Origin of the sequence: Streptomyces griseocarneus, assembly GCF_014655595.1 — a bacterium.
Lineage (GTDB): Bacteria > Actinomycetota > Actinomycetes > Streptomycetales > Streptomycetaceae > Streptomyces > Streptomyces griseocarneus.
In genome coordinates, this window is record NZ_BNBL01000011.1 from 113,181 (window position 1) to 135,025 (window position 21,845).

The window sequence follows — 21,845 nt, forward strand, 5'->3', positions numbered from 1 at the left end:
CCGCAGGTCCCCGCTCGCTCATCCCAGCACCGTCCCCGTACCCGAGCAGTGCGAGCAGGCGGACGAATACGTGCGGGTGACTGGAACCTGACCGCCCCTGCCGTCCAGCTCCACGCTGCGCTCGGTCTTGTCGGTCACACGGTCACCGCTGCAGGCAGGGCATGCCGTTTCGGACATTCCCCACTCCCCTCCGTCGACTTCGGTCCGACGGTACCGCGTACACGGGGACGTCGTGGGGCCTGACTGCGCACCGGTCCGACCGTAGTGGAACCGGCGGTCGCGGACCAGAGCCGGGAGCCGTCACGGGTCTCGACCGTTGCCTGCACATCATCGGATCGTTGGTTGAATCGGATCGTTGGTCGAAAACGTCGGCGGCATGCGCGGCAGCGCCAACCCAAGGGGTCACATGCCGAGATACGAAGGTCTGCCCGACATCCGATCGTCCTTCGAGGACGAGCGACGAAGGGGTGGCTGTCTCAAGCCCATCTCGTGCCTGGCCGGTCTCACCGCCATGACCTTCCTGCTCCTCATGCTGGCAGCAGGTTGCGAGATGGTGTTCGGAACCGGTGAGGGTTCCTCGGGTCACGCGCGGATCATCAGCACCAACGACACGGGCTCGTGCGTCATTCGGCTTGCGTCCAAGTCCTACAACGCGCTTTACCGGACAGCCTCCGGCACCGCCTCGGACCAATGCCTCCGGAATGTCGGTCACCGTGTCATCGTGCACTTCGACTCCTTGGAGCAGATCACACGTATCAAGCCCGCGTCCTAGAGGCAGCCGCGGCCGGCGCCCCCACAGCGAGGCGACGTTCGGCGAGAACGCTCAGGCTTCGCTGCGAGAGGTCACCGTGGCGGCGGGGGCCGGGGTGCTGTGTCGAGTGAACGCCCACAGCACGAGCCCGAGGCAGCTGAACGCGGCACCCAGTGCGCATACGGCGCCCCAGCCGGCCACCGTGTAGAGGGAGGTCGCGGCGATGGCGCCGGTGGCGCTGCCGATCGAGTAGAAGACCATGTATCCGCCGATCAGTCGGCTGCCCGCGTCCGGGTGCAGCGCGTAGATCAGGGTCTGGTTGGTGACATGGACCGCCTGCACGGCGAGGTCGAGAAGGATCACCCCAACGACCAGGGCCCAGAGCGAGCTGCGGGTGAAGGACAAGGGCAACCACGAGGCGGCGAGCAGTGCCAGGGCGATGCCGGTGGTCCGCCGGGAGAGTCCGCGGTCGTTCAGGCGGCCCGCCACGGTCGCGGCCAGGGCGCCGGCGACACCGATGAGCCCCAGCGCCCCGATCGCGCTGTGGGACAGGAAGTACGGGGCCTCACTGAGCGGCAGCGCGACGCTGCTCCACAGGGTGCTGAAGGCGGCGAAGATCAGCAGACCGAACAGGGCCCGGAGTCTCAGCAGTCGTTCTCGTGCGAACAGAGTGATCGTGGAGCGCAGAAGCTGTCCGTAGCGCAGCGTTGTCGGCGGAGCGTCACTGTGGCGCGGCAGCACTCGGTACAGGACCAGGGCGAGCAGGGCGGTGAACGACGCCGAGGCGAGGTAGACGGAGCGCCAGCCCGCGAGATCGGCCATGAGGCCGGATGCGGTGCGGGCGAGCAGGATTCCGATGACCACGCCGCTGGTGACCAGGCCGACGACCCGTCCGCGCTCGGCGGGAGGGGCCAGTGATGCCGCGAAGGCCAACAGCGTCTGCGTGACGACCGCGAGAAGCCCCGTCGCGGCCATGCCCGCGAGCAGGATCGCCGCCGTGTGGGCGGCGGCTACCGCGGCCAGCGCCACCACCAGGAGGAGTAACTGGGCCACGATGAGCCGTCTGCGGTCGGCCACGTCGCCCAGCGGTACGAGGAAGAAGAGTCCCAGCCCGTATCCGACATGCGTGAGGGTGACCACGCTGCCGACCAGTGCCGGGCTCATGGCGAGGTCGTGGCCCATGGTCACCAGGAGCGGCTGGGAGAAGTAGACGTTGGCCACCGCGGCCCCACAGGCGACGGCGAACAGAATGACGACGCCACGGGACAGGACGAACGCGGAACCTTCCCCACCTTCCCCGCATCGGACCTCGGTCCGTCGTGTCACAGCCTTGCCGTTGCCGGGCATCAGCACTCCTCCGCACATCTGGTTTCAACTTGCTACCAATAACGGGACGGTGACGGTAACCCCAGTTGGTAGCATGTTGCAACCATCGTGAGAGATCGTGAGAGTGAGGGACCGTCATGGTGACCAGGACGCGCTTCGACGACAGTGAATGTCCCGTCGCCCGGTCGGTCGACGCGATCGGCGACTGGTGGTCCCTGCTGATCGTGCGGGACGCCTTCGACGGAAGCCGGCGCTTCGGGGAGTTCCAGCGCAGCCTCGGCGTGGCGAAGAACATCCTCACCGCGCGTCTGCGCACCCTGGTCGCCGGCGGTGTCCTCGAATCCGTGCCCGCCTCGGACGGCAGCGCCTACCGCGAGTACGTACTGACTCCGAAGGGCAAGGCGCTCTTCCCCGTCATCGTGGCACTGCGGCAGTGGGGCGAACAGAACTTCTTCGCCCCCGGCGAACCCCACTCAGAGTTGGTCGACCGCCGACAGGGGCATCCCCTGCGCGCACTGGAAGTGCTGTCCGCGGACGGGCGACGGCTGAACCCCGACGACACCACCGTCCACAAGGTCTCCACCCAGTGATCCGAGCCGGGTCCGTGGTGCGCAGGGGGCGGTGGCCCGTTTCGTCTTTCGTCGAGATGGGCGAGTTCGCGTTGTAGGGCCTGTCCGACGGGTCGCGATGTCAGGTCGCACCGACCCTGGTCCTGGCGGTCACTAGGTTCACTGGAACCGGGGGGGTTACCCCATGGCCGCCGTCCAATCCCCGCGCATAGCCTCGTCGGGTGCTCCCCGCAAGGGGACCTGCCCGACGCCTCCTCAAGAACGGTACATACTTCATGCGTGCGCGCCTCCGCCTGCTCACTGCTCTCGTGACGACCGGCATCGCCGTCGGCGGACTCAGCGCGTGCGGCATGTTCAGGGAGAACTTCGAGGACGACACCAAGCTGTCGGAGAAGATCACCTCCGTGCGCCTGAACAGCGGAGCCGGCGGGGTCACCTTGCGCGGCAAGGGGGGCACCACCGAGGTGAACCTGCACCGCTACGTGGAATACGGCGGAGACCGCCCGGAAGGGACGACGTACCGCGTTGAGAACGGTGTCCTGGTGCTCAGTGGCTGCGGTGCCGATTGTTCGGTGGCCTACACGGTCGACCTGCCGGAGGGCATACCCGTGACCGGTGAGACCTCCAGCGGCGCCGTCAAACTGTCCAGGACGGGCGCGGTGAAGGTGACCACCGGCTCCGGGGCCATCGACCTGGACGACATCGGCGGCGCGGTCGAGGTACGGTCCGACAGCGGCGCCATCACCGGACGCGAGCTCAAGGGCGGGCTCATCAAGTCCCGCACTTCCAGTGGGGCCATCGACCTCACCGCGGCCTCGCCCCAGGACATCCAGGCGGAGACCGACAGCGGCGCCGTCACTCTCACCGTGCCCGACGGACGGTACCGGGTCACCGCCAAGAGCGACAGCGGCGGCAAGGACATCGCCGTCTCCGACAACCCGTCCGGCACGCACCGGCTCGACCTGACCACCGGCAGCGGCGCCATCACCGTCAAACGCTCCTGAGCTGAGCACTGTCCGGCGGCCGTCAACGGAGCCCCAGCCGGATCGCGGCGAGGATGCTCACTCGGATCCGAGTAGTAGGATCCGAGTACCTGCCCAGCCTGACTGTGGAGTGAGATGACCGCCAAACGACCGGCCAACCCCTTGGCCCTCGCAGTGTTGGGCTTGCTGCTGGAGCAGCCCATGCACCCCCACGCCATGGCGACCGCTCTTCGGGAGCGGCAGATGGACTTGGCCTTCAAACTGACCACCGGGTCGCTGTACGACACGGTGCGGGCCCTGGCCCGAGACGGCTGGATCGAGGCGGCCGACACCGAGCAGGTGGGCGGTCGCCCGACGCGCACCGTCTACCGGCACACCCGCGAGGGGCAACGGCGCTTCACCGAATGGCTGGACGAACTTGTCCGAGAGCCGTCCCGGGAGTATCCGAAGTTCTTGTCCGCCATCAGCTACCTGGGCGTACTGGGACAGCAGCGGGCGGCGCAGGCGCTGCGTGAACGGGCCGCGGCATTGAAGGCCCGGATCATCGAGGGCGAGCAGGCGTATCGGGTCGCCAGGGAGGAACACAAGGCGCCACGGCTGTTCGTGATCGAGGCGGAGTACGCCCGAGCGATGCTGCAGGCGGAGATGCAGTGGGTGCTGTGCACCGCCGAGGAGATCGAGCAGGGCACCCTGGAATGGCCGGAGGTCTCCCCCGATGCCTGACACAACTGTGCCCGCGACAGCATGGGCTGAGCAGCACTCACCCGACGCGCCGATATCCAGCGGCCCACCGACCGCCTTGCCGTCCCCGATACCGGTGCCGCCGGCAGACACATCGGACGGCGACGCAGACGTCCTGGTGGTGGGAGCCGGGCCCGCCGGGTTGATGCTGGCCTGCGAGTTGGGGCTGGGCAAGGTACGCGCCGTGGTGCTCGAGCGGCACCCCGCCCCGCCCGGCTTCTGCCGTGGCTTCAACCTCAACGCCCGCAGCCTGGAGCTGCTGGACCGCCGTGGCCTGGCTGATCGCTTCCTCGCCGAGGGCCCCACCGCGGCGACCACCGCCTTCGCCGGAGCGGCCCGGCTCAACCTGGCCGCCATGCGCACCGAACACCCCTACGTGCTGGGGATCGCGCAGACCAGAGTGGAGGAGATCCTCACCGAGCGCGCCGTGGAACTGGGCGTGCGCATCCTGCGCGGTCACCGGCTGACCGGACTGCATCAGGACGGCAGTGGGGTGCGCGCCGAGGTCGACTCCCCGGACGGGCGGATGCTGCTGCGCTCAGGCTGGTTGGTCGGCTGCGACGGCGGCCGCAGCACGGTGCGCAAGCTGGCCCGGATCGGTTTCCCGGGCACGCCCGCACGCCGCTTCACCCTGCTCGGGGACGTGGTCCTGGCGGACCCGCAGGCGATCCCGTTCGGGGTGACGGCCGGCGCGAACGGCACGGTGTTCGCCATCCCCCGGCCCGGCTATGTGCGGCTGATCACCGATGACCCTCAGCCGCCGGACGACCGGGACGAGCCGGTGACGCTGCCCCGCTTCCAGGACGTGCTGGACCGGGCGTTGGGGAGGCATGTGGAGATAGCCGAAGCCCATTGGCTGACCCGGTTCGGCGACGCGGCCCGCCTGGCCGAACAGCTGCGGCACGGCCGGGTGCTGCTGGCGGGCGACGCCGCGCACATCCATCCCCCTGCCGGCGCCATCGGCGTCAACGCGGCCATCGACGACGCGATGAATCTCGGCTGGAAGCTCGGTCTGGTGGCGCGCGGACAAGTCCCCGAGAGCCTCCTGGACACCTACCACACCGAGCGGCATGCCGCAGGCGCCAGGCTGCTGCGCAACACCCAGGCGCAGATGCTGATTGCGACGGAGGGCGAGGCGCTGGCACCGGTGCGCGAACTGCTCGCCGAGCTGGCGCAGGCCGAGGAGACGGCCGGCTACCTGGCCGAGGAGATCACCGGCGTCGGCACCCGCTATCCGGTTCACCACGGTTCCGGCCACCCCTGGGAGGGCAGGATGGTGCCGGATGTCCTGCTGGAACGGGACAGCCTGGTGCCCCTGCTGGCCCACACGGGTGGCGGAGTGCTGTTGGTGGACGAGAACACAGGAACGGACTCGCTGCGCGAGGCGGCCAGGCCGTGGGCAGACCGGGTGACAGTGGTGTCGGCACAGACTGACAGCCTCCCAGACGCGTCCGCAGTACTCATCCGCCCGGACGGCCACGCCGCCTGGGCAGGAACACGCTCGGTGCCGCGCAGCACCACCGCCCAGCAGTTGCGCGGAGCCCTGCAGTACTGGTTCGGGCCCCCGACAGCAGTGACAGGGCCAAAAACGTCCGCCACTTAGCGGTTTCGTGGCCCTTCGGACAGGTCAGGGAGCGGCCTCCCACCTCGGCGTACGCTCAGGTCCGCGCGGCCGAGACCCAGACGTCCCGCACATACCCCGGCCAACGGGGCCCACCGCAAACGACGCGGCCGCAAGGGTGGGCGGCCCGCCGGCTCCGACAGGGCGATCTACAAGCGCAGGAGCTACGGTTCCGCCCATGATCCACCGGAATGTGCCTGGCTGCACCAGGGACACAGAGCCGTCAGAGCGGATTGAGGCGGCCCTTGAGCAGGCAGAACTCATTGCCCTCGGGGTCGGCAAGGACGTGCCAGGACTCCTCGCCGGTCTGGCCGATGTCGGCCGGGCGCGCCCCGAGCTTCAGGAGGCGTTCGAGCTCGGCTTCCTGGTCGCGGTCGGTGGCGTTGACGTCGATGTGCAGCCGGGCGTGTCCGGTCTTCGGCTCGTCGTTGCGGATGAGGAAGATCGTCGGCTGCGGGCCGCCGAACCCTTCGCGCGGCCCGATCTCGATGCAGCCCTCCGCTTCGCGATCGAGCACTACGAAGTCCAGGACCTCGCACCAGAACCGCGCCAGCACCTCGGGGTCGCGGCACTTGAGCACGAGCTCACTGATACGACATGCCATTGACGAAACCTACTCTCAGCGTGGGAACTGCCGGGGCGGCCGTGCACGGTTCTCGTTGGCTCCCCGCAGTGGGAACACGCTCGAGACCGTACCGGGCGAGGCGAGCAGCTGCGAAGGGTTTTTTGGGGTCCTGGCCCCGCCCGGCCGGGCCGCCGGGCGAGGACCGTAGGGGCGAGGACCGTAAGTCCGTAGGTCCGTAAGTCCGTAGGTCCGTAAGTCCGTAGGTCACGCAGTGGGGCAGCTGACGCCCCCGGGACGGTCACAAGATCCGCCGGACAGGCCCTGGTCGGCGGTGATCTCGCCGTAGAAGTTCACCGCGCAGCTGCGGGCGGGCGAGATGTGGGCGAGGGCCCCTGCGCGACGAAATCTCTGCCGGTCAGCGGGTGCAATTAGAGCGCTACAACGATGAATTCGTCTCCCAGCCCAGAGTCTGATCGGGAGAAACGGACCCGCTCGCCTGCTCCGGCCCCCACCACAGCGTTGGAAATCGTGATGTCGCAAGGGAAACCTTGGCAGGAGTGCAAGACTTGTCTGGTTCAGGTGGTCCATTCACCAGGACATGAAAGTTAAGGTCCTCGCCTGGAAGCAACCAGAGGAGGATTTCATGATCAAGCGAATAACGGCAACGGTAATGCCTGCCATCGCGGCGACCATACTCCTGACCGCCGCTCCCGCCAGCGCCTCGACCCGCTGGTCGAGCTGCGACGGCGACGCCTGTGACTGGGGCTATGTCGACGGAAGCTACGCAACGATCTGGGACCAGAGCTGGGACCGTATTGGAGCAGCACTCGACGTCAGAACGTATGACGGCGGTTCCCCCCGAATCGTGACCCAAACCCACGAAATCACGGAGGCGCGGTACAGCTCCAACGTCAAACGGGCCCGGATCTGTGAATGGAACGGCTCCTCCCTGTCGAGATGCGGAGGTTGGAAGGACTTCTAGGACCGTCTCGTGACCAGGGCTCTCTTCTGGATCAGCATGCTGACCACAGGAAGATGATGCCTGCGAGGTGGAGTCCGGCCAGGTAGACGGTGGCGGTCTGCTCGTAGCGGGTCGCGATGAGGTCACGGGAGAGCGTGGCTTGGCTGCAGTAGATTTCCTGGGCGAGCTGTTGGCGCGAGAATCCTGCGGGCCACAGGGCGTCTGCGCGTCCTCAGCCAACCTGTTCGCCCTCTCGTAGGTACGTGCACCCGCCGTTGCGGAGCATGTCGACGGCTGTGGCCAGGACGCGCGCCTGGTACGGCGGCAGCAGCGGCGTCCACTCTTCGATCGTGAGCATCTTCCACTCGTCGTGCTCGTCCGACAGCCTCACCGACGGGCCGCCGTCGACCAGCGGGCCCTGGAAGAGCCCCCACACCTCCGCGACGCCTTCGGGGTTGAGGGTCCAGTCCACCGCCAGCAGCCGCGGCTTCGCCGGCATGGCCAGGCCGGTCTCCTCGGAGGTCTCGCGCACGGCGGTCTGCCACAGGTCTTCGCCCTCATCGTGCGTACCGCCGGGTAGCTGCCACTCGTCCTTCCACGAGGCGTGCAGCAGCAGGATGCGGTAGTTCCTGTCGTGGACGAGAGACGAGGCGGCTGCGAGGATCCGCGGGCGGGAGGCGAGCCATTCGGTTCGCCCCATCTGCGGGTGGGTGCTCACAAGATCACGGCGCCTTTCGGTTCCTGACCGTGTCCAACTCGAGGTAGACGAACATCGCCGGCAGTCGTGGCTCACCAGTGAATCGGATGCCGGTTTCCTCCCAGCACTCCCGTACGGCCGTCTCGAACGGCGACTCCCCTTCGGTATCGGTGTTGCCGCCGGGCCACTGCCGGGCACCCAGGGCGGCCGGCACCGAGCAGCGCAGCTGAAGAGGACGGTTCTCGGTGTCGGTGAAGAAGGAGCACGCGTACTGGGCGTGCATCGGCAGCGTCTTCACGTACCGCTCCGGCGGCACCCACCCCACTGCGTCGCCATGGCTTTTCCCTCCCCCTGCGGGTCTGCCCGAGCGGGCTACCGGACATCCGCCAGGTGACTGGCCTCGCGGAGGTAAGGGCATCGTCCGCCGCGCAGGACCTCCGTGGCGATGGCCAGGACCCGGGCCTGCTCCGGAGGCAACAGTGGTGCCCACTCCTCGGCGGTGAGCATGCGCCAGGCATCGTGTTCGTCGGACAGCTTCACCTCGACCGTACCCGCGTCGACGAGCGGTCCCTTGAACAGGGTGAAGACTTCGGGGATTCCCTCGGGGTGCAGGCCCCAGTCCACGACCAGGAGCTCAGGCACCTCCGGCATGGCAAGGCCGGTTTCCTCGAAGGTCTCGCGCACGGCCGTCCGCCACAGATCCTCGCCTTCGTCGTGGCCGCCACCGGGCAGCTGCCACGCGTCGCTCCACGAGGTGTGCAACAGCATGATCCGCTGGTCGGCGTCATGGATCAGAGACGCGGAGCAGCCGAGGATTCGTGCGCGGCGCGCGAGCCATTCGGCTCGGGGCAGCTGCGGGTGCTTGGTCAACTTGCCGTCCCCTCCATCAGACACCGGTTGTTTTGGTGTGACGGTCTGATCGACGCCTGATTCAAGCTACCCGGTGCTGAGCCGGGCATCCCGGTAGACGCTCACGGCCTCGGCGCGGTCTTACGGATACGCCCTCGGCGGTCGGGCCGCCCCACCACGGTGGCTGCCTGAGCGACTGCAGCCGCTCCTGGTGGACCCTGATCCGGGCGGGCTTGAGCGAGCGGATCGTCGCCCAGGCTGCTCGCTCACTCAGCCCTTCGGCCGCTCGTCGAGGAACGTCGAACAGCCGACGGCCGAAACGGAGAAAGCGAGCTAGACGAGTCATTCCGAAGTGATCGTGCTCAGCTTGCCGATGGGCCAAGGGGCCATTCGATGGCGTGCTGCTGGCCCGTGGACATGCATGCTGCCTGCGCCAAGGCGGGCTTTGCGTCCCGCGAGAAGCCGGCGAAGTAGATGACGCTCGCCGCACAATGGAGGCCGGAGCTGGTGCTGCTTGTCCCGGGCCGCTCACGGCAGCTGCCGAATCCCTCCCCGGGGCTTCAACTTAGCTGGTCGCGCACGAGATCAAGGAATGCCTGTCGGCTCGGATGGATGTGCGCCCAGACCTTCTCATCCTGTGGCTCTCCCGGGTCTTCGGGGCCCTTCCTGATCACCTCCTGTACTGCCCACGCGAGGCTGCGTGCCGCTTCGCTGACCTCGGACGCGCACAGTACGTGGATCGTCTTCTGCGTCACCCACACCCTGTCAAGGACCTGCCTTGCCCGGGCCTGCCACTGCTCGTCAGCCAGGTTGTGGTGATACCGATCCACCGCGACTCGTTCTGCTTCCTGCACCGCAGACAGAAATGCGATGAGGTGCGTGAGACGCTCGTTGCGGCGCGCCTCGGCAAGTTCACGGACACTGCGGCGCGCCTCGCCGCGTTCCAAGGCGCGTCCTGCCGAGCGTTGGGCCAGCATCGACATGAGCCCGCCGAGCAGGACGCCGATGAGCGGCGCAAGCGTTGTCCACACAACGTCCGATTATGACATCGATGGCATGAACACGGCACGGGGTTCGGGCAGTATCGGGCCGGGACCGGGACGCGCAGACGGCCAGGTTGTCGCAGCCTTCGACAACGGCGGGCAGCAGACGGCGGAAGATCTGAGATCTTCGCGCTGCCCTGGGCGCTCTTGGCCACAGCGCGGACCGGGAGGTCCGGTACTGGGCATGAGGTGGCGTCCGGTCTCCCGTGTCTTGTCGGCCCGCTCAAGCGTGAAGCCGGGCAATCGGGCAGCCCCCTGCCGGCGGCCGGAGAGACAGACAGGGCGGACAAGATCGTTCTGTGACGAATGACCTGGGCGCCCTGCTCACCGCACTGTATGTGAAGATCGACGACGAGATCACGGACACCCGGTGGCTGGGACGCCCTCCCCGGCTGACCGATTCCGAGCTCGTCTGCCTCGCCGTCGCCCAGGCGATGCTGGGCTTCACCTCGGAGTCCAGGTGGCTGCGGTTCGTCCACTCCCGCCTCGGCAAGATGTTCCCCTTCGTGCCGAAGCAGCCGGGCTGGAACAAGCGGCTGCGGGCTGCGCTGCCACTGGTCAAGCGGGCTGTACGGCTCCTTGCGACGGACACCGACTTCTGGTTCGACAACCACTGGATCATCGACTCCACCCCGGTCGAGTGCGGCCGGTCACGCCCCACCGTGAAGCGGTCGGACCTGGCCGGCTGGGCCGGATACGGGTACTGCGCCAGCCATTCCCGATTCTTCTGGGGCCTGCGGCTATACCTGGTGTGCACCCCAACCGGTATGCCGATCTTGTGGTCCCTTGCGAACCCGAAGCCGGACGAGCGCGAGGTGCTGACGGCGATGTTGGATCGTGAGCCGGACACAGTCACCGACCGCCCCGGCCTGCTGGTGATCACGGACAAGGGCTTCGCCTCCAAGGAATTCGAGACCGATCTGGCCATGCGCGGGGCAGAGCTGCTGCGGCCCTCGTTCAAGCGGGAGAAGCGCCGCAAGGGCGAGTCACTGCTGAAATCGGTGCGGCAACTGATCGAGTCGGTGAACGACACCCTCAAAGGCCAGCTCGACCTGGAACAACACGGCGGCCGGACCTTTGAGGGCGTCACCGTCCGCGTCGCCCAACGCGTCCTCGCGCTGGCCGCAGCAATCTGGCACAACCACAAGACCGGACAGCCAATCACACGGTCCCTGATCGCCTACGACCACTGATCACTTCGGAATGACTCATCTAGACGTGTTCCGTGCCCAGGTCGGTAATCGCCCGCCGCCCGGACTCCAGTTCGCCCTCAAGCACTCCCACTGCAAGCACTCCCACTGCCGCTGCCACGTCCATCGGCGGTCTCCGCGTCATCCCCGCCCCTCCCCCGTCGCAGCGGGCTCGGCTCGGCTCGCGTACTCAACCGGTTCGAGCCGGACGACCACGGGCTCGGGCACCGCGCTCCAGGCCCGGGCCGACGCGAAAGCCGGATCGCGGGCGCGTCGACAAGGCGTATGCATCCCGGAAGAACCGCGCTTGCCTGCGGCGGCGCGGAATCCGCTGCACCATCCCTATCCCTGACAAACTCGCGGTCCGCTACGAGGCCACGGCTACCGTCCTCGTAGCAGCCATCAACGAATGGCTGTGACCAGCACATTCAACACGCACTTAGTCCTCAAAAGGGATGAACCCGGCAAGCGAAGCCCAGTCCAGGGGACGCACGATCGTGGCCAGGTGGGCGAAGGGGTCCTGCGCAGCCGTTTGGAACCACATCACCGAGAGCTCCGTATGCCCAGGCTCTGCAATGTCCTCGGGCTTCCACCATGACGTCAGTCGAGCATGAACCGCCTCTCGCGGCATCCACTCCTCGACCCGTCCCTCCGCATCGGCTCGGAGCTTGTCGAGATCGTGCACATACAAATGCGGCGTCGCTGCCATCGCCTTCTCGATGCTCATCAGACGAAAGCGACGGTGCAGGTGCGGCGTTCCTTCGAGCATACCTTCACGGTCGTCACTTACCGTGAGCTCGCGAAGCTCGGCGTGCACTGGTCCCACCTGATAGCTACGCAACTCGTCATTCCTCGTCTGGATCACGGGCCAGAGGGTAGACGTGTCCGACAAGCGGACCAAACGACGTTCGCAGCACGCCCTAGGAGGGGTCGTACGGTTCCACCGGGAGCGGTTCGAAGGGGGTCTGTGTGTGCCCCTTCGAAGGTGAGCAGGCGGCGAACGGGCCCTGGCGGGGGTCCATGAGGACCCGCAGGTGCGGATCGGCGTGCTGGAGCCACCATGTGGTCATGCCGAGCCCCGAATCATGGCGCAGGTGTTCCCAGGCCAGCCAGAGCGCGGACAGCCGGGCCCCCGCTTCGGGGTGCTCCCACCAGCGCGGGCACCAGGTGGCGGACGTACCGTCCAGGGGGCGGCGGAGGGTGATCGCCAGGTAGTCGGTGACGAAGGCGAAGACGTCGGCGAAGTAGAACTCGGGGCCGTCACCGTAGACGTCCGATGCCGGCATGGGGAAGACCGAACGGGGTTCGCGCGGCGGCTTGGGCAGGGGGTAGTGCGCCAGCAGCGTGCCCAGGGAGCCGTCACGACGCCCGAGCTCCGTCAGGATCCAGCCCTGGAGCTGGTCCTGCAGTTCGGCGACCTCGGCGTAGGCGTCCGCCGCGAGGCAGGCGACGAGGCGCTCCCTCCAGTCGGTCAACTGCCGGGCGTGGCGCTCTTCCTCCCTCGCCGACCGAGCGCCGGCCAGGAAAACCGTCAGGGCCATGTGGTGGGCCTTCCACGCCTCGCCCTCGGCTTCGGCCGTCACCCGCGCCGCCACCCGCTGCGCGTGCTCGATCGCTGAGCTGTCCATGGAACTGATGGCTGCCTCTCACACCGGGGAACAAGTGCGGTGATCATACGAGGTCACCACGAGGCGCCAGAGGGAGCCGCCGAAGGCCGGCGTCGGGACCGGGAACACGCGGAAGTCTGTGGAAACCTGCGGGAACCTTGAGAGACAGCGGGGTCGGAACGGCGTCCTCATCAAGGTCTGCGACGACAGCGGCGAAACAGCGCGACACCGTACATCCATCGGGCCGACCACCGCCGACTTCGCCGACTTCGCCGACTGGACCCCCGGTTCCCGCAAGGAGCTCCCGCGGTGGACGAGCAACGAGGGCTTCTACGCGTCCCCCGAACCCGTGCCGGCGATGCTGGCCCTGATGGACGTACGGCAGACCAACTACCAGGACCCGCCGTCCTCGCAGCTGAGCCCGCCCAAGAGCCTGGCCGCCGGAGCGACCGTCGCCCGCGCGGGACGGTTCGACCTCCTGCGGCACGTCGTCGCGAACTGGAAGATCCGGTTCCCTTACGAGGAACAACTCGCGGTCCGGGACGCGTTGGAGGAGGCAGTCGCCCTCTCCTCGGCCGAACCGGTCGAAGGAGCGCTTGCACTGGCCGGATCGAGTGAATTCACCCGATGACGGTGCGCTGCTGCCTCGGTCTACGTGGTGGAGCCCTTGTCGTTGACGACCGCGTCGAGGTGGACCGTGAGGTCTTCGACCATGCGCCCGAGCAGGCGGACCAGGTCTCGCTGGTCCCGATCGGACCATGGCGCCAGGGCGTCGGCGAACCAGCCGCGGATGACCTTCAGGTAGCGGTCGATGAGTTCCTGCCCGGATGCGGTGAGAGTGATCAGGCGGGCGCGTTGGTCGTCGGGGTCGGGGACGCGCTCGATCAGGTCTCGGTGTTCCAGCCCGTTCAGGTGGCGGGTGACGTGCGGGCCGGCGACCTGCATCTGGGTGGCGATCTCCCCGACCCGCAGGGGGCGTCCGGCCGATTCGAGGATGACCAGGATCGTCACCGCGGGCCGGTCCAGGACCATCCCTGCGGAGGCAGTGGCCTTCTCGAAGAGCTGTCCGCGGCTCAACGTCGCGCTCAGCCGTGTCATGTGGGGCAGCAGCGCCATTAGCGCCTCGTTCTCGGCGGACACACACCCTCCCTTGATGGACACCTAACTTAAGTATAAGTTCCGAGCCAGAAGATACATACCTAAGTTAGGTAAGAAATCATGGGTGACGGGATCACTACCAACTCGGCCATGACCGACGTCCTCATCGTCGGAGCCGGCCCCACCGGGCTGACCCTGGCCTGCGATCTGGCGCGGCGCGGTATCGCCTGTCGCGTCCTGGAGCGCGCGGAGCGGCCCAGCACCGCTTCCCGCGCCAAGACCATCCAGCCGCGGGCACTGGAAGTTGCCGACGACCTCGGCGTCATCGACCGGGTCCTTGCGCTGGGCGCCGTCCGCATCCCCACGCGGCAGTACGACCGCGACCGGGTGGTCTCGGAAGCCGTCGAAGCCGCCGTGGGCATCGCGGCGCCCGATGTCCCCTACGCCCCGGTCTGGCTCTCGCAGCCATTGTTCGAACAGATCCTGCGCGACCGCTTCGCCGAGCTCGGCGGCCGCGTGGAGATGGGGGCGACGGTCGCCGCGCTGGCCCAGGACGACGAGGGGGTCGCCGCAACCGTGCACACCGCCACAGGAGGCACACACCAGATCCGCGCGCGGTACGTCGTCGGCTGCGACGGAGGCCGCAGTCCGGTCCGGCAGCAGATCGGAGCGACGCTGCAGGGAACCTCCCTGCCTGGGCAGAGTTGGCACCTGGGCGATGTGCGCGTCCAGGGCCTGGAACGCGGCCGCCAGCACCTATGGATGAGCCCCGGCCACGGAATCCTGTCGCTGTTCCCGCTGCCCAGCACCGACATCTGGCAGTTCCAGGCATCCGTCCCGGCCGACCCGACGGAGCCCGAGCAGCCGTCACTGGAACTGTTCCGCCGCATCTTCACCGAGCGTGCCGGCGTGCCGGGCGTCACCATCACCGATGCCGACTGGCTGTCCCTGTACAAGATCAACGTATGCCTGGTCGACCGGTACCGCGTCGGCCGCGTCTTCCTGGCCGGGGACGCCGCGCACATCCACTCGCCCGCCGGCGGCCAGGGCATGAACACCGGCATCCAGGACGCCTACAACCTGGGCTGGAAGCTCGCCGCTGTCCTGGAAGGAGCCAGCCCGGCGCTGCTGGACACCTACGAACACGAACGGCGCCCCGTCGCCCAGGCCGTGCTGCGCGACAGCACCTCCCGGCTCCACGCGGTCATGCGGGCCGCCGGCACCGGCGACGGCTCGTCCGCCCAACGCGACCTGACCGGCGACTTCACCACCGGCCTCACCATCTCCTACCCCGACAGTCCCCTGTCCCACCACACCCCGCCCCACCGCGGCATCCTCCGGCCCGGCGACCGCGCCCCCGACGCGAACTGCCTGCACGCCGCGACCGGTGAGCCGGTCCGGCTGTTCGACCTGCAACGCGGCCCGCACTGGACCCTGCTCTCCTTCACCGACGGAACCAGCACCTCCCATCCGGCCCGCGCTCAGGCACACGTCCCGCTGCGCACCCATCAGATCTCCGCCGACACGGCGGCGACCGGACCTGACACGGTCATCGACACCGAAGGCGATGCCTACCGCGCCTACGGAGCCGGCGGCGATGAGTTCGTACTCATCCGCCCGGACGGCTACATCGCCGCTCGCTTCCCCCGCGAGGCACACGACGCCGCCCTCCGCCAAGCCACTTCTCTGGCGGCCACGGCATGACCCTGCCCAAGCCCAGGACGATGCGGACGGCGCCGGGCCGCTCCCGATCACATGCGGGCCGGAGGCGCGCTGCCAGTCGTGCTCTCGCGCTCGGCAGTCAGGATGGCTGGACTTGATCGAAGAGGGCGAGGGCTTCGGCGGGGTCCGGGCTGACAAGGCGTTCCAGACCGGCCGTCGTGATTTTCGCCCACCTGCCGGCCCGTGCCCACATCTGTTCCTCGAAGGCGCGGACGGTCTCGTCCAGATCTCCAGGGCCGGTGGCGATGGACTCGGCGAGTTCGGCGCCTTCCAGCATCGCGAGGTTCGCGCCCGCCCCCAATGGGGGCATCAGATGGGCGGCGTCGCCCAGTAGCGTCACCCCGAGGACGTGGGTCCAGGTGTGGGACACGGGCAGGACGTAGAGGGGGCGGTGGACGAAAGCGGTGGCGTGGCGGAGGAGGTCGAGGACGGGAGCGGCCCAGCCGTCGAACAGAGCCAACAGGCTCGATCGCACGGCTTCCACGTCGGCCAGGTCCAGGTTCGTGTGCCAGTCCAGCGGCGCGCGGAACTGGGCGTACACCTTGACGTGGCCGCCGCTGTTGCGCTGGGCGACGAGAGCTCGGTTCACGCCGTACACCGCCACGGAACCGTCGCCGACCAGCCGGGCGAGGTCAGGGTGGCGGGTGTCGACGTCGTCGAGGGAGGTCTCGAACAAGGTGACGCCGGTGTAATGCGGCGTCACCGACGAGACTGCCGGGCGGATCCGGGACCAGGCGCCGTCCGCGCCGACCACGAGGTCGAACGTCTCCTGCCGCCCGTCCGCGAAATGAACCAGCGCGCCATCCCGGGTCCCCGGCACCACCTGCGTCACGCCCCGCCCCCACTGGACGTCGAGGGGGCCGAGCAGCAGGTCACGGAGTTGCCCGCGGTCGATCTCGGGATTGGCCCGGTCATCTGGACGGGGTCGCCAGTCGCGTAACACGGTCCCGTCCGCGTCCAGGATGCGCATGGCCTGCCCCTCGGGGCGAGACAGCGCCTGGAACTCCGCCAGCAGCCCCGCCTTGTCCAGCGCGAGCTGGCCCAGCCCTTCCTGCAGGTCCAGCGTGCCGCCCGGGGGGCGGGCATCTGGGGCGGGATCGCGTTCGAGGACGGCGACGGGGTAGCCATGGCGGTGCAGGACACGGGCGAAGGTAAGGCCGGCAGGGCCGCTCCCGACCACGGCGATACGGTGTCTCATATCGATACACTGTATTTCTCCCTTGCGATGCAACGCAACAGATCGGTGTGACCATGACTGTGTGGGACCGGCCGGAGCCGCCGACTCACCCCGTGCCGCTCGACCGGGAGCGGATCGTCGCCGCCGCCATCGCGCTGGCCGACGAAGGCGGGCTGGAGGCAGTGTCGGTGCGCAAGGTCGCCGCCCGGCTGAACGCCGGCCCGATGCGGCTGTACGGATACATCTCCACCAAGCAGGAGCTGTTCGACCTCATGGTGGACGAGGTCCACGCCGAGATTCTCCCGGAGGAGCAGCCCGGTGACTGGCGGGAGGCGCTGCGCGTCCTCGCCCACCACACCAGGCAGGCCGCCCTCCGCCACGAATGGCTGGCCGACCTGCTCGGCGGCCGCCCGACCCTGGGCCCGAACGGCCTCGCCGTGACCGAGGCCGCGCTGGCCGCCCTCGACGGCCTCGCCGACATCGACACCGTCATGCGCGCCGTGGAGACTGTCAGCGCCTACTTCACCGGCGCCATCAGGCGCGAGATCGCGAACCTGCGGGCCGAGCGCGCCACGGGCCTGTCCAAACGCGACTGGCAGCGCGCCTCCGGCCCGCATGTGACAAGGATGTTGGCCACGGGCCGCTTCCCGGCGCTGGCCAAGGCCGTGTACGACGGCACGGACGTGGACGCCGAGACATCCTTCACGACCGGCCTGGACTGGGTCCTCGATGCCGTGGCCGCCAAACTCACCCGGCCTTGATCGTTTTCTTGGTCCGGAGAAGGGCCGGCGGACTTACAGACGTCCACCTGCCCCGCGTCTTGAAATCGGCCGGCACGTGATCGGTTGCCGCTCGGAGCCGCCCTCAGGAATCCGGGCCGCGGGCAGGGCACTGCCAGTCGGCCGCGTCGATCGCATCGCCCGCCATGTCACTGAGATGGAAGCAATTGCCGTTGGCCCACACCGTGACCGAATCCGGGCGATGGTCGACCTGGAACGGCTCGTCTCCACGCAACGTCCCGGACCAAGAACCGTCCTCTGCCGGCGAGTGAGTGACAACGCCCCTGAAGAAACCCCGCAAGCTCTTGCCGCGGCTGTCGAGCGGGCCCTCGCCCGCCTGAACTGAAGGGACGACGCCCAGCCAGGAGCCCCGCGTTGCATCCCTGAGCGGCCGGCGCGACCGATCACTTTGGCCCTGCGTGCGCTTGAGGCGCCCGTGCTCGCTCAGCGCAGGTCGAGCAGCATCACGTCATGGAGGTCCGCGCCCTCCCACGGGCGTGCCTCGCCGATCTTGCGGTATCCCCATGCCCGGTAGGCGGCCGACGCGGGCTTGCTGCCCGGGTGGACGTTGAGCAGCACGCGCTCGGCCTCGAGGCCGTCGAGCAACGTCTCGTGTAGTCGGCGCGCGATGCCCTGCCGGCGCCATGGCTTGCGCACAGCAAGTTCCATGAGGCCGAAGGTGCGGTGCCCGTCCTCGCGCCGCATCTCTTCGGGCACGGGTTCAGTCAATTGGTCCCACCAGCCCGTGTTAGGCCCGAGGGGATAGCCGTACGCCATGCCGACCGGCTCGCCGTTCTCCGCACCGGCCAGAGCGGCGCGGAAGTTGCCTTTGCGGGTCTGAGAGCGGAAGCGCCGGAAGGTGACTGCCACCTCATCCGCGGTCTCGTTGTACGGCGGCTTCGCGAAAGCCTCGGCGTAGACCAGCCTGAACGCCTCCTCGGCCTGAGCGGCGGCAGAGCCGTCCATGCGCTCTACCGTGATGGCCCCTTGCTGCGTCATGTAGTGCCTCCTCTGACGGTCTCACGAATGCGCTCGCCACATTCACGGGCCGCGATGCTGTCGACCCGGGCCGCGGCCCGCTGGAACCCTCGGATCTTGCCCAGCAGCCGCGGAGAGGCGATACCGCCGGACGCGTCGAGAGCAGCGCCCATCTCCGCGCAAGCTTCGTCGACCTCCCCGGCGGCGAGAAGTACACCTGCGAGCTTCACGCGGTACGAGGCGCTGTTGCGAGCCAGGTCATCGCCAATGCCGCGCACAGCAGCGCGCAGGAACGGCACGGCCTGTTTCGGCAGCTCGGCCCGTACATACATGTCTGCCGTCGCGTAGTCGACCTCGAATGGGCCGACGAACCGGGCCCACTTCGGCACCTCGGAATCCGTGTCCGCGCGTCCCTGGTGGCTGACGGCCCGACTCAGCGCTCGGCGCGCGCCGGACAGGTCTCCCGCGTGGGTCGCGACGTTGGCATCCCGCAGCGCGATCACCAGGTGCACCGTGTGACCGGCTCCCGCGCGCGCGGCGAGCCTGTACGCGTTCTCGACCGCGCTCGCCGCCTCCCACGCTCGCTCCGCCTTGATCGCGAGAAGCACAAGCGTCTCGAGCACGGAAATCTGTAGCAACGGATTGTCGACAAGTTGCGCCGCAGCGAGCGCTTCCATGCAGGCGGCGCGCCCCTGACCGATGCGCCCGCCGTCGTAGCCGTACCAAGCCCGGTGGCCGTGCAGCTCAGCAAGCATCGTCTGCAACTCACGACCAATGCGGCTGGTGTACGAGGCGGCGCCGAGAGCCTCCGTGATCTCACCCTCGATACGGCCCGCCTGCGTCATGGCCGGCACGCTGCCCACCGTGTGGTCCGTCTGGTACAAGCCGTCGAGCCTCGACCGCAGGCGGACAACGTCGGACGTGCCGATCCGCGGCCCCGGTCGAACAGGAACAAGGGTCGCTGCGACGAGTGCCCCGGCGTCGGCGACGAACGTTCTCCGCTTCACCTCTCCAGCGTCGCTGATCGGCCCTGCGGCCGTCACGCGGTGCATCGGGACGTCGAACCCCATCTCGGCCAGCGGTACGCCGAACATGGCCTCCAATACGGCCTGCTGGCCCGGGTGGGGCAGAGGCGGCGGCGTTTCTCGTTCCCACCGGCGCAGCTGCCGCTCACTGAGGGCAGCCGCGACCCCGAGGCGCACAGCCTCCTCGATGAACGCCGCCACGAATGACGCTTGCGTGTACCCGGCGGCCCGGCGTAACTGCGTCAGCTTGCTGATCGTCTTGCCCGCCATGCGCTCTCCTCGCGACCGCGGATTCCCTCCACACCGTAATGACTTGATGCCTACGCCGACCCCGAAAACGTCCGCCTAAACGTCCGGTCTCGCGACGCCCGCAGCGCCCGCTCGAGCAGTGCACTGGTGGTGCACCACTTCGAGCTACGCCAGCGAGGGGGCAAGACGTGAGCAAGTCCGTAAGAGCGCACGCCGGACGGCGGGCGCAGGCTAGCGGTGACCACATCAAGGGTCTGCCGCATCGGCTGCGGCTCGGCGCGCGGGTGATCGACATCGCCAAGGGCCGCGAGGGCATCGCGCACGGCGTCGGTGAGCCGTTCGGAGTCGAGGAGAAGCCGTCGTACGTGTGGCTGCTCCCACCCAGCGGCGGATTCGAGTGGCGGGTGGACGTCACGTCCGTGCGTCCGCTCGGGAACGACACGTGAGACAACGCTTAGCAGTCCTCATCTGGATCTGTCTGTGCGTTGCCGTCGTCGTCCCGCTGGCCGTTGCCGGAGACCCGCACCACGGCTCCTAGCCCGTTCTAGGCTCCGTCCCCGCGCTTCCTTCGACCGACCCCTTCGGTCCGTATGCGGGCGGAGGTCGGCACGACATCACCGCGCACTCACCGTCGCTTCGGCTGCTGCTGAGGCGGGAGAGGACACCGAACCATGAACGCTTGCGCCGCTGCGCCCCGGTTTGCCGGACCGAGTCCGCTGGGAGAAAGCGGCTTCCGTACCGACGTCGGCTGGCACCTGAATGAGGTGGCCCGCGGCTGCGGCGCCGACGTCACAACCGCGCACCTCAACAGCCGCACCGAGGTCATAGCCGAAGCTCACCTGCGTATCGAGTGGGCCGCGTACGCGGTGCGTAGCCCCGGGCTGCTCCGCGCCGTACAGGACGTAATCGGCAGCGCCGTGGCCGTTGAGAACAGCTTTCTCATGGTCAAGTGGCCGGGCCGCGAGTTCGTGGTGCCCTGGCACCAGGACGGCACGAATGAGCGCATGGACCTCGACCCCGAACGGGCGGTCGCCGCATGGCTGGCCATCACCGACGCAACCACGGGGAATGGCTGCTTGCAGGTGCTGCCGGGCTCACACGCCGCCGGATATCTCCCCAACGGCCGGGAGAGCGGAGACGCGGCGCGAGGCAAGGCGCTCGGGGTTCAGGGCATGCCGGACGGCCCGCACGAGCGCGGGGTGTGGCTGCCTCTTGATGCCGGCCAAGCCTGCTTGATGGATGTCCGTCTCATCCACCGCTCGGACAGCAACACCACCGACGAGCCCCGCGTCGGCCTGAACGTTCGCTACGTCGCGCCCGGCGCCGTCCGGGCGCGCGGCGATTTCAGCCCCAGCCTGTACCCGCTCACCGGATCGGGCTGGTAGTCCAACAAGGCACCCATGGGAAAGAGAGGAGCACCAACCGTGACCATGCTCGAGACCGGCGCACCGCCGATCACCCGTGTGCGCGTCCTCACCGGCGACGACGCCGACCCCACCCGCAGGGGCAGCAAGACGGTCATCGCGTTCAGCGACTGCCGCTACTACTGCCCCGACGCCGCCACCGTCGAACGGTGCGTCGAGCACCTGCGCGCCAGCGACGAGCGGCTCCGTTCCCGTCCCGAAGAGCAGATGCTGTGGGACTGGCAATGCACCTACTTCGAAGCCGACACCGCCAACGCCAGTGGTGGTGGGACGGTCATCCTCGGCGTCTCCTGGTACGAGCGGGCGTTCTTCGACGACCGCCGCGACGCCTGGTTCGGCGCCATGCACACCCGCATCTACAAGGAGATCGGCGTGCCCATGGAGGACGTCACCGTGGAGCACTGGCTCGCCCTCGAGGTGGCCCGGTGGAAAGCCGAACCGCAGTCCGCGTAGCAGCTCGACACCGGCCGCCTGAACGGCCGGTCTCCCC

General features: G+C 68.4%; 25 protein-coding genes. 13 read left to right on the forward strand and 12 right to left on the reverse strand.

The genetic code is table 11. The features are described 5' to 3' along the window. Positions 1 to 355 precede the first annotated feature (355 nt). Positions 356 to 772 carry a hypothetical protein gene (locus IE295_RS25615; RefSeq protein WP_190066130.1) on the forward strand — a complete coding sequence of 139 codons (417 nt, stop codon included), beginning with the start codon at positions 356 to 358 and terminating at the stop codon, positions 770 to 772. A gap of 51 nt (positions 773 to 823) precedes the next feature. Here the strand turns inward: IE295_RS25615 and IE295_RS25620 are convergent, their stop codons facing one another. Continuing rightward, the gene (locus tag IE295_RS25620; RefSeq protein ID WP_190066131.1) at positions 824 to 2,098 is read right to left on the reverse strand and encodes an MFS transporter; all 1,275 of its coding nucleotides are present in this window, start codon (positions 2,096 to 2,098) and stop codon (positions 824 to 826) included. A 116-nt stretch (positions 2,099 to 2,214) separates the two neighbouring features. Between IE295_RS25620 and IE295_RS25625 the strand changes: the two genes are divergently transcribed. The 4 genes from IE295_RS25625 to IE295_RS25640 all read left to right on the forward strand — a co-directional run bounded on the left by IE295_RS25625 (position 2,215) and on the right by IE295_RS25640 (position 5,973). Continuing rightward, complete coding sequence (locus IE295_RS25625) at positions 2,215 to 2,667, forward strand: winged helix-turn-helix transcriptional regulator (RefSeq protein WP_190066132.1); 453 nt, start codon at positions 2,215 to 2,217, stop codon at positions 2,665 to 2,667. A 254-nt stretch (positions 2,668 to 2,921) separates the two neighbouring features. Then, positions 2,922 to 3,650: a DUF4097 family beta strand repeat-containing protein gene (locus IE295_RS25630; RefSeq protein ID WP_190066133.1), complete on the forward strand. Its 729-nt coding sequence runs from the start codon at positions 2,922 to 2,924 to the stop codon at positions 3,648 to 3,650. A 114-nt stretch (positions 3,651 to 3,764) separates the two neighbouring features. After that, a complete protein-coding gene (locus tag IE295_RS25635) occupies positions 3,765 to 4,352 on the forward strand; it encodes a PadR family transcriptional regulator (protein WP_190066134.1) in 588 nt (195 codons plus the stop codon). Positions 4,353 to 4,446: 94 nt separating this feature from the next. Further along, on the forward strand, positions 4,447 to 5,973 hold the full coding sequence (locus IE295_RS25640; RefSeq protein ID WP_224323305.1) for an FAD-dependent monooxygenase: 1,527 nt from the start codon (positions 4,447 to 4,449) through the stop codon (positions 5,971 to 5,973). A 241-nt stretch (positions 5,974 to 6,214) separates the two neighbouring features. Here IE295_RS25640 and IE295_RS25645 read toward each other — a convergent pair whose 3' ends face one another. Next, positions 6,215 to 6,595 (reverse strand): VOC family protein, encoded by a 381-nt coding sequence (locus IE295_RS25645; RefSeq protein ID WP_190066136.1) that lies wholly within the window; start codon positions 6,593 to 6,595, stop codon positions 6,215 to 6,217. Between the two features lie 604 nt (positions 6,596 to 7,199). Between IE295_RS25645 and IE295_RS25650 the strand changes: the two genes are divergently transcribed. Further along, positions 7,200 to 7,538 (forward strand): hypothetical protein, encoded by a 339-nt coding sequence (locus tag IE295_RS25650; protein WP_190066137.1) that lies wholly within the window; start codon positions 7,200 to 7,202, stop codon positions 7,536 to 7,538. A 211-nt stretch (positions 7,539 to 7,749) separates the two neighbouring features. Here the strand turns inward: IE295_RS25650 and IE295_RS25655 are convergent, their stop codons facing one another. The 4 genes from IE295_RS25655 to IE295_RS25670 form a co-directional block, all read right to left on the reverse strand. Then, complete coding sequence (locus IE295_RS25655) at positions 7,750 to 8,217, reverse strand: NUDIX domain-containing protein (RefSeq protein ID WP_190066138.1); 468 nt, start codon at positions 8,215 to 8,217, stop codon at positions 7,750 to 7,752. A 22-nt stretch (positions 8,218 to 8,239) separates the two neighbouring features. Further along, the gene (locus tag IE295_RS25660) at positions 8,240 to 8,512 is read right to left on the reverse strand and encodes an NUDIX hydrolase (RefSeq protein WP_224323306.1); all 273 of its coding nucleotides are present in this window, start codon (positions 8,510 to 8,512) and stop codon (positions 8,240 to 8,242) included. Between the two features lie 74 nt (positions 8,513 to 8,586). Next, positions 8,587 to 9,084 (reverse strand): NUDIX domain-containing protein, encoded by a 498-nt coding sequence (locus IE295_RS25665; protein ID WP_190066139.1) that lies wholly within the window; start codon positions 9,082 to 9,084, stop codon positions 8,587 to 8,589. Positions 9,085 to 9,623: 539 nt separating this feature from the next. Next, positions 9,624 to 10,094 carry a hypothetical protein gene (locus IE295_RS25670; protein WP_051880332.1) on the reverse strand — a complete coding sequence of 157 codons (471 nt, stop codon included), beginning with the start codon at positions 10,092 to 10,094 and terminating at the stop codon, positions 9,624 to 9,626. 311 nt (positions 10,095 to 10,405) lie between these two features. Here IE295_RS25670 and IE295_RS25675 point away from each other — a divergent pair, with 311 nt between their 5' ends. Continuing rightward, entirely contained in the window at positions 10,406 to 11,299 is an 894-nt protein-coding gene (locus tag IE295_RS25675) for an IS982 family transposase (RefSeq protein WP_190066140.1), read from the forward strand. Between the two features lie 436 nt (positions 11,300 to 11,735). On the opposite strand, the gene IE295_RS25680 is transcribed toward IE295_RS25675, so the two are convergent. Then, positions 11,736 to 12,161, reverse strand: a complete 426-nt coding sequence (locus tag IE295_RS25680) for a hypothetical protein (RefSeq protein WP_190066141.1) — start codon at positions 12,159 to 12,161, stop codon at positions 11,736 to 11,738. Between the two features lie 55 nt (positions 12,162 to 12,216). Further along, positions 12,217 to 12,924 carry a DUF4913 domain-containing protein gene (locus IE295_RS33790; protein WP_224323307.1) on the reverse strand — a complete coding sequence of 236 codons (708 nt, stop codon included), beginning with the start codon at positions 12,922 to 12,924 and terminating at the stop codon, positions 12,217 to 12,219. A gap of 118 nt (positions 12,925 to 13,042) precedes the next feature. Here IE295_RS33790 and IE295_RS25690 point away from each other — a divergent pair, with 118 nt between their 5' ends. Next, positions 13,043 to 13,534 (forward strand): hypothetical protein, encoded by a 492-nt coding sequence (locus IE295_RS25690; RefSeq protein ID WP_190066142.1) that lies wholly within the window; start codon positions 13,043 to 13,045, stop codon positions 13,532 to 13,534. Between the two features lie 20 nt (positions 13,535 to 13,554). On the opposite strand, the gene IE295_RS25695 is transcribed toward IE295_RS25690, so the two are convergent. Then, a complete protein-coding gene (locus IE295_RS25695) occupies positions 13,555 to 14,043 on the reverse strand; it encodes a MarR family winged helix-turn-helix transcriptional regulator (protein ID WP_224323308.1) in 489 nt (162 codons plus the stop codon). 108 nt (positions 14,044 to 14,151) lie between these two features. Here IE295_RS25695 and IE295_RS25700 point away from each other — a divergent pair, with 108 nt between their 5' ends. Then, positions 14,152 to 15,705 carry an FAD-dependent oxidoreductase gene (locus IE295_RS25700; protein WP_224323309.1) on the forward strand — a complete coding sequence of 518 codons (1,554 nt, stop codon included), beginning with the start codon at positions 14,152 to 14,154 and terminating at the stop codon, positions 15,703 to 15,705. Positions 15,706 to 15,802: 97 nt separating this feature from the next. Here the strand turns inward: IE295_RS25700 and IE295_RS25705 are convergent, their stop codons facing one another. Next, entirely contained in the window at positions 15,803 to 16,921 is a 1,119-nt protein-coding gene (locus tag IE295_RS25705) for an FAD-dependent oxidoreductase (protein ID WP_190066143.1), read from the reverse strand. A gap of 53 nt (positions 16,922 to 16,974) precedes the next feature. On the opposite strand from IE295_RS25705, the gene IE295_RS25710 reads away from it, so the two are divergent. Beyond that, entirely contained in the window at positions 16,975 to 17,661 is a 687-nt protein-coding gene (locus IE295_RS25710) for a TetR/AcrR family transcriptional regulator (protein ID WP_190066246.1), read from the forward strand. Positions 17,662 to 18,123: 462 nt separating this feature from the next. On the opposite strand, the gene IE295_RS25715 is transcribed toward IE295_RS25710, so the two are convergent. Together IE295_RS25715 and IE295_RS25720 are read right to left on the reverse strand one after the other, a co-directional pair. Then, positions 18,124 to 18,678, reverse strand: coding sequence for a GNAT family N-acetyltransferase (locus IE295_RS25715; protein WP_190066144.1), 555 nt, complete (start codon positions 18,676 to 18,678; stop codon positions 18,124 to 18,126). After that, a complete protein-coding gene (locus IE295_RS25720) occupies positions 18,675 to 19,952 on the reverse strand; it encodes an NsdA family TPR-like regulatory protein (protein WP_190066145.1) in 1,278 nt (425 codons plus the stop codon). The genes IE295_RS25715 and IE295_RS25720 overlap by 4 nt, the downstream gene beginning before the upstream one ends. Before the next feature lie 167 nt (positions 19,953 to 20,119). On the opposite strand from IE295_RS25720, the gene IE295_RS25725 reads away from it, so the two are divergent. The 3 genes from IE295_RS25725 to IE295_RS25735 all read left to right on the forward strand — a co-directional run bounded on the left by IE295_RS25725 (position 20,120) and on the right by IE295_RS25735 (position 21,808). Next, positions 20,120 to 20,377, forward strand: coding sequence for a hypothetical protein (locus IE295_RS25725; RefSeq protein ID WP_190066146.1), 258 nt, complete (start codon positions 20,120 to 20,122; stop codon positions 20,375 to 20,377). 225 nt (positions 20,378 to 20,602) lie between these two features. After that, on the forward strand, positions 20,603 to 21,316 hold the full coding sequence (locus IE295_RS25730; protein ID WP_190066147.1) for a phytanoyl-CoA dioxygenase family protein: 714 nt from the start codon (positions 20,603 to 20,605) through the stop codon (positions 21,314 to 21,316). A gap of 45 nt (positions 21,317 to 21,361) precedes the next feature. Continuing rightward, positions 21,362 to 21,808, forward strand: coding sequence for a hypothetical protein (locus IE295_RS25735; RefSeq protein ID WP_224323323.1), 447 nt, complete (start codon positions 21,362 to 21,364; stop codon positions 21,806 to 21,808). Positions 21,809 to 21,845: the final 37 nt, after the last annotated feature.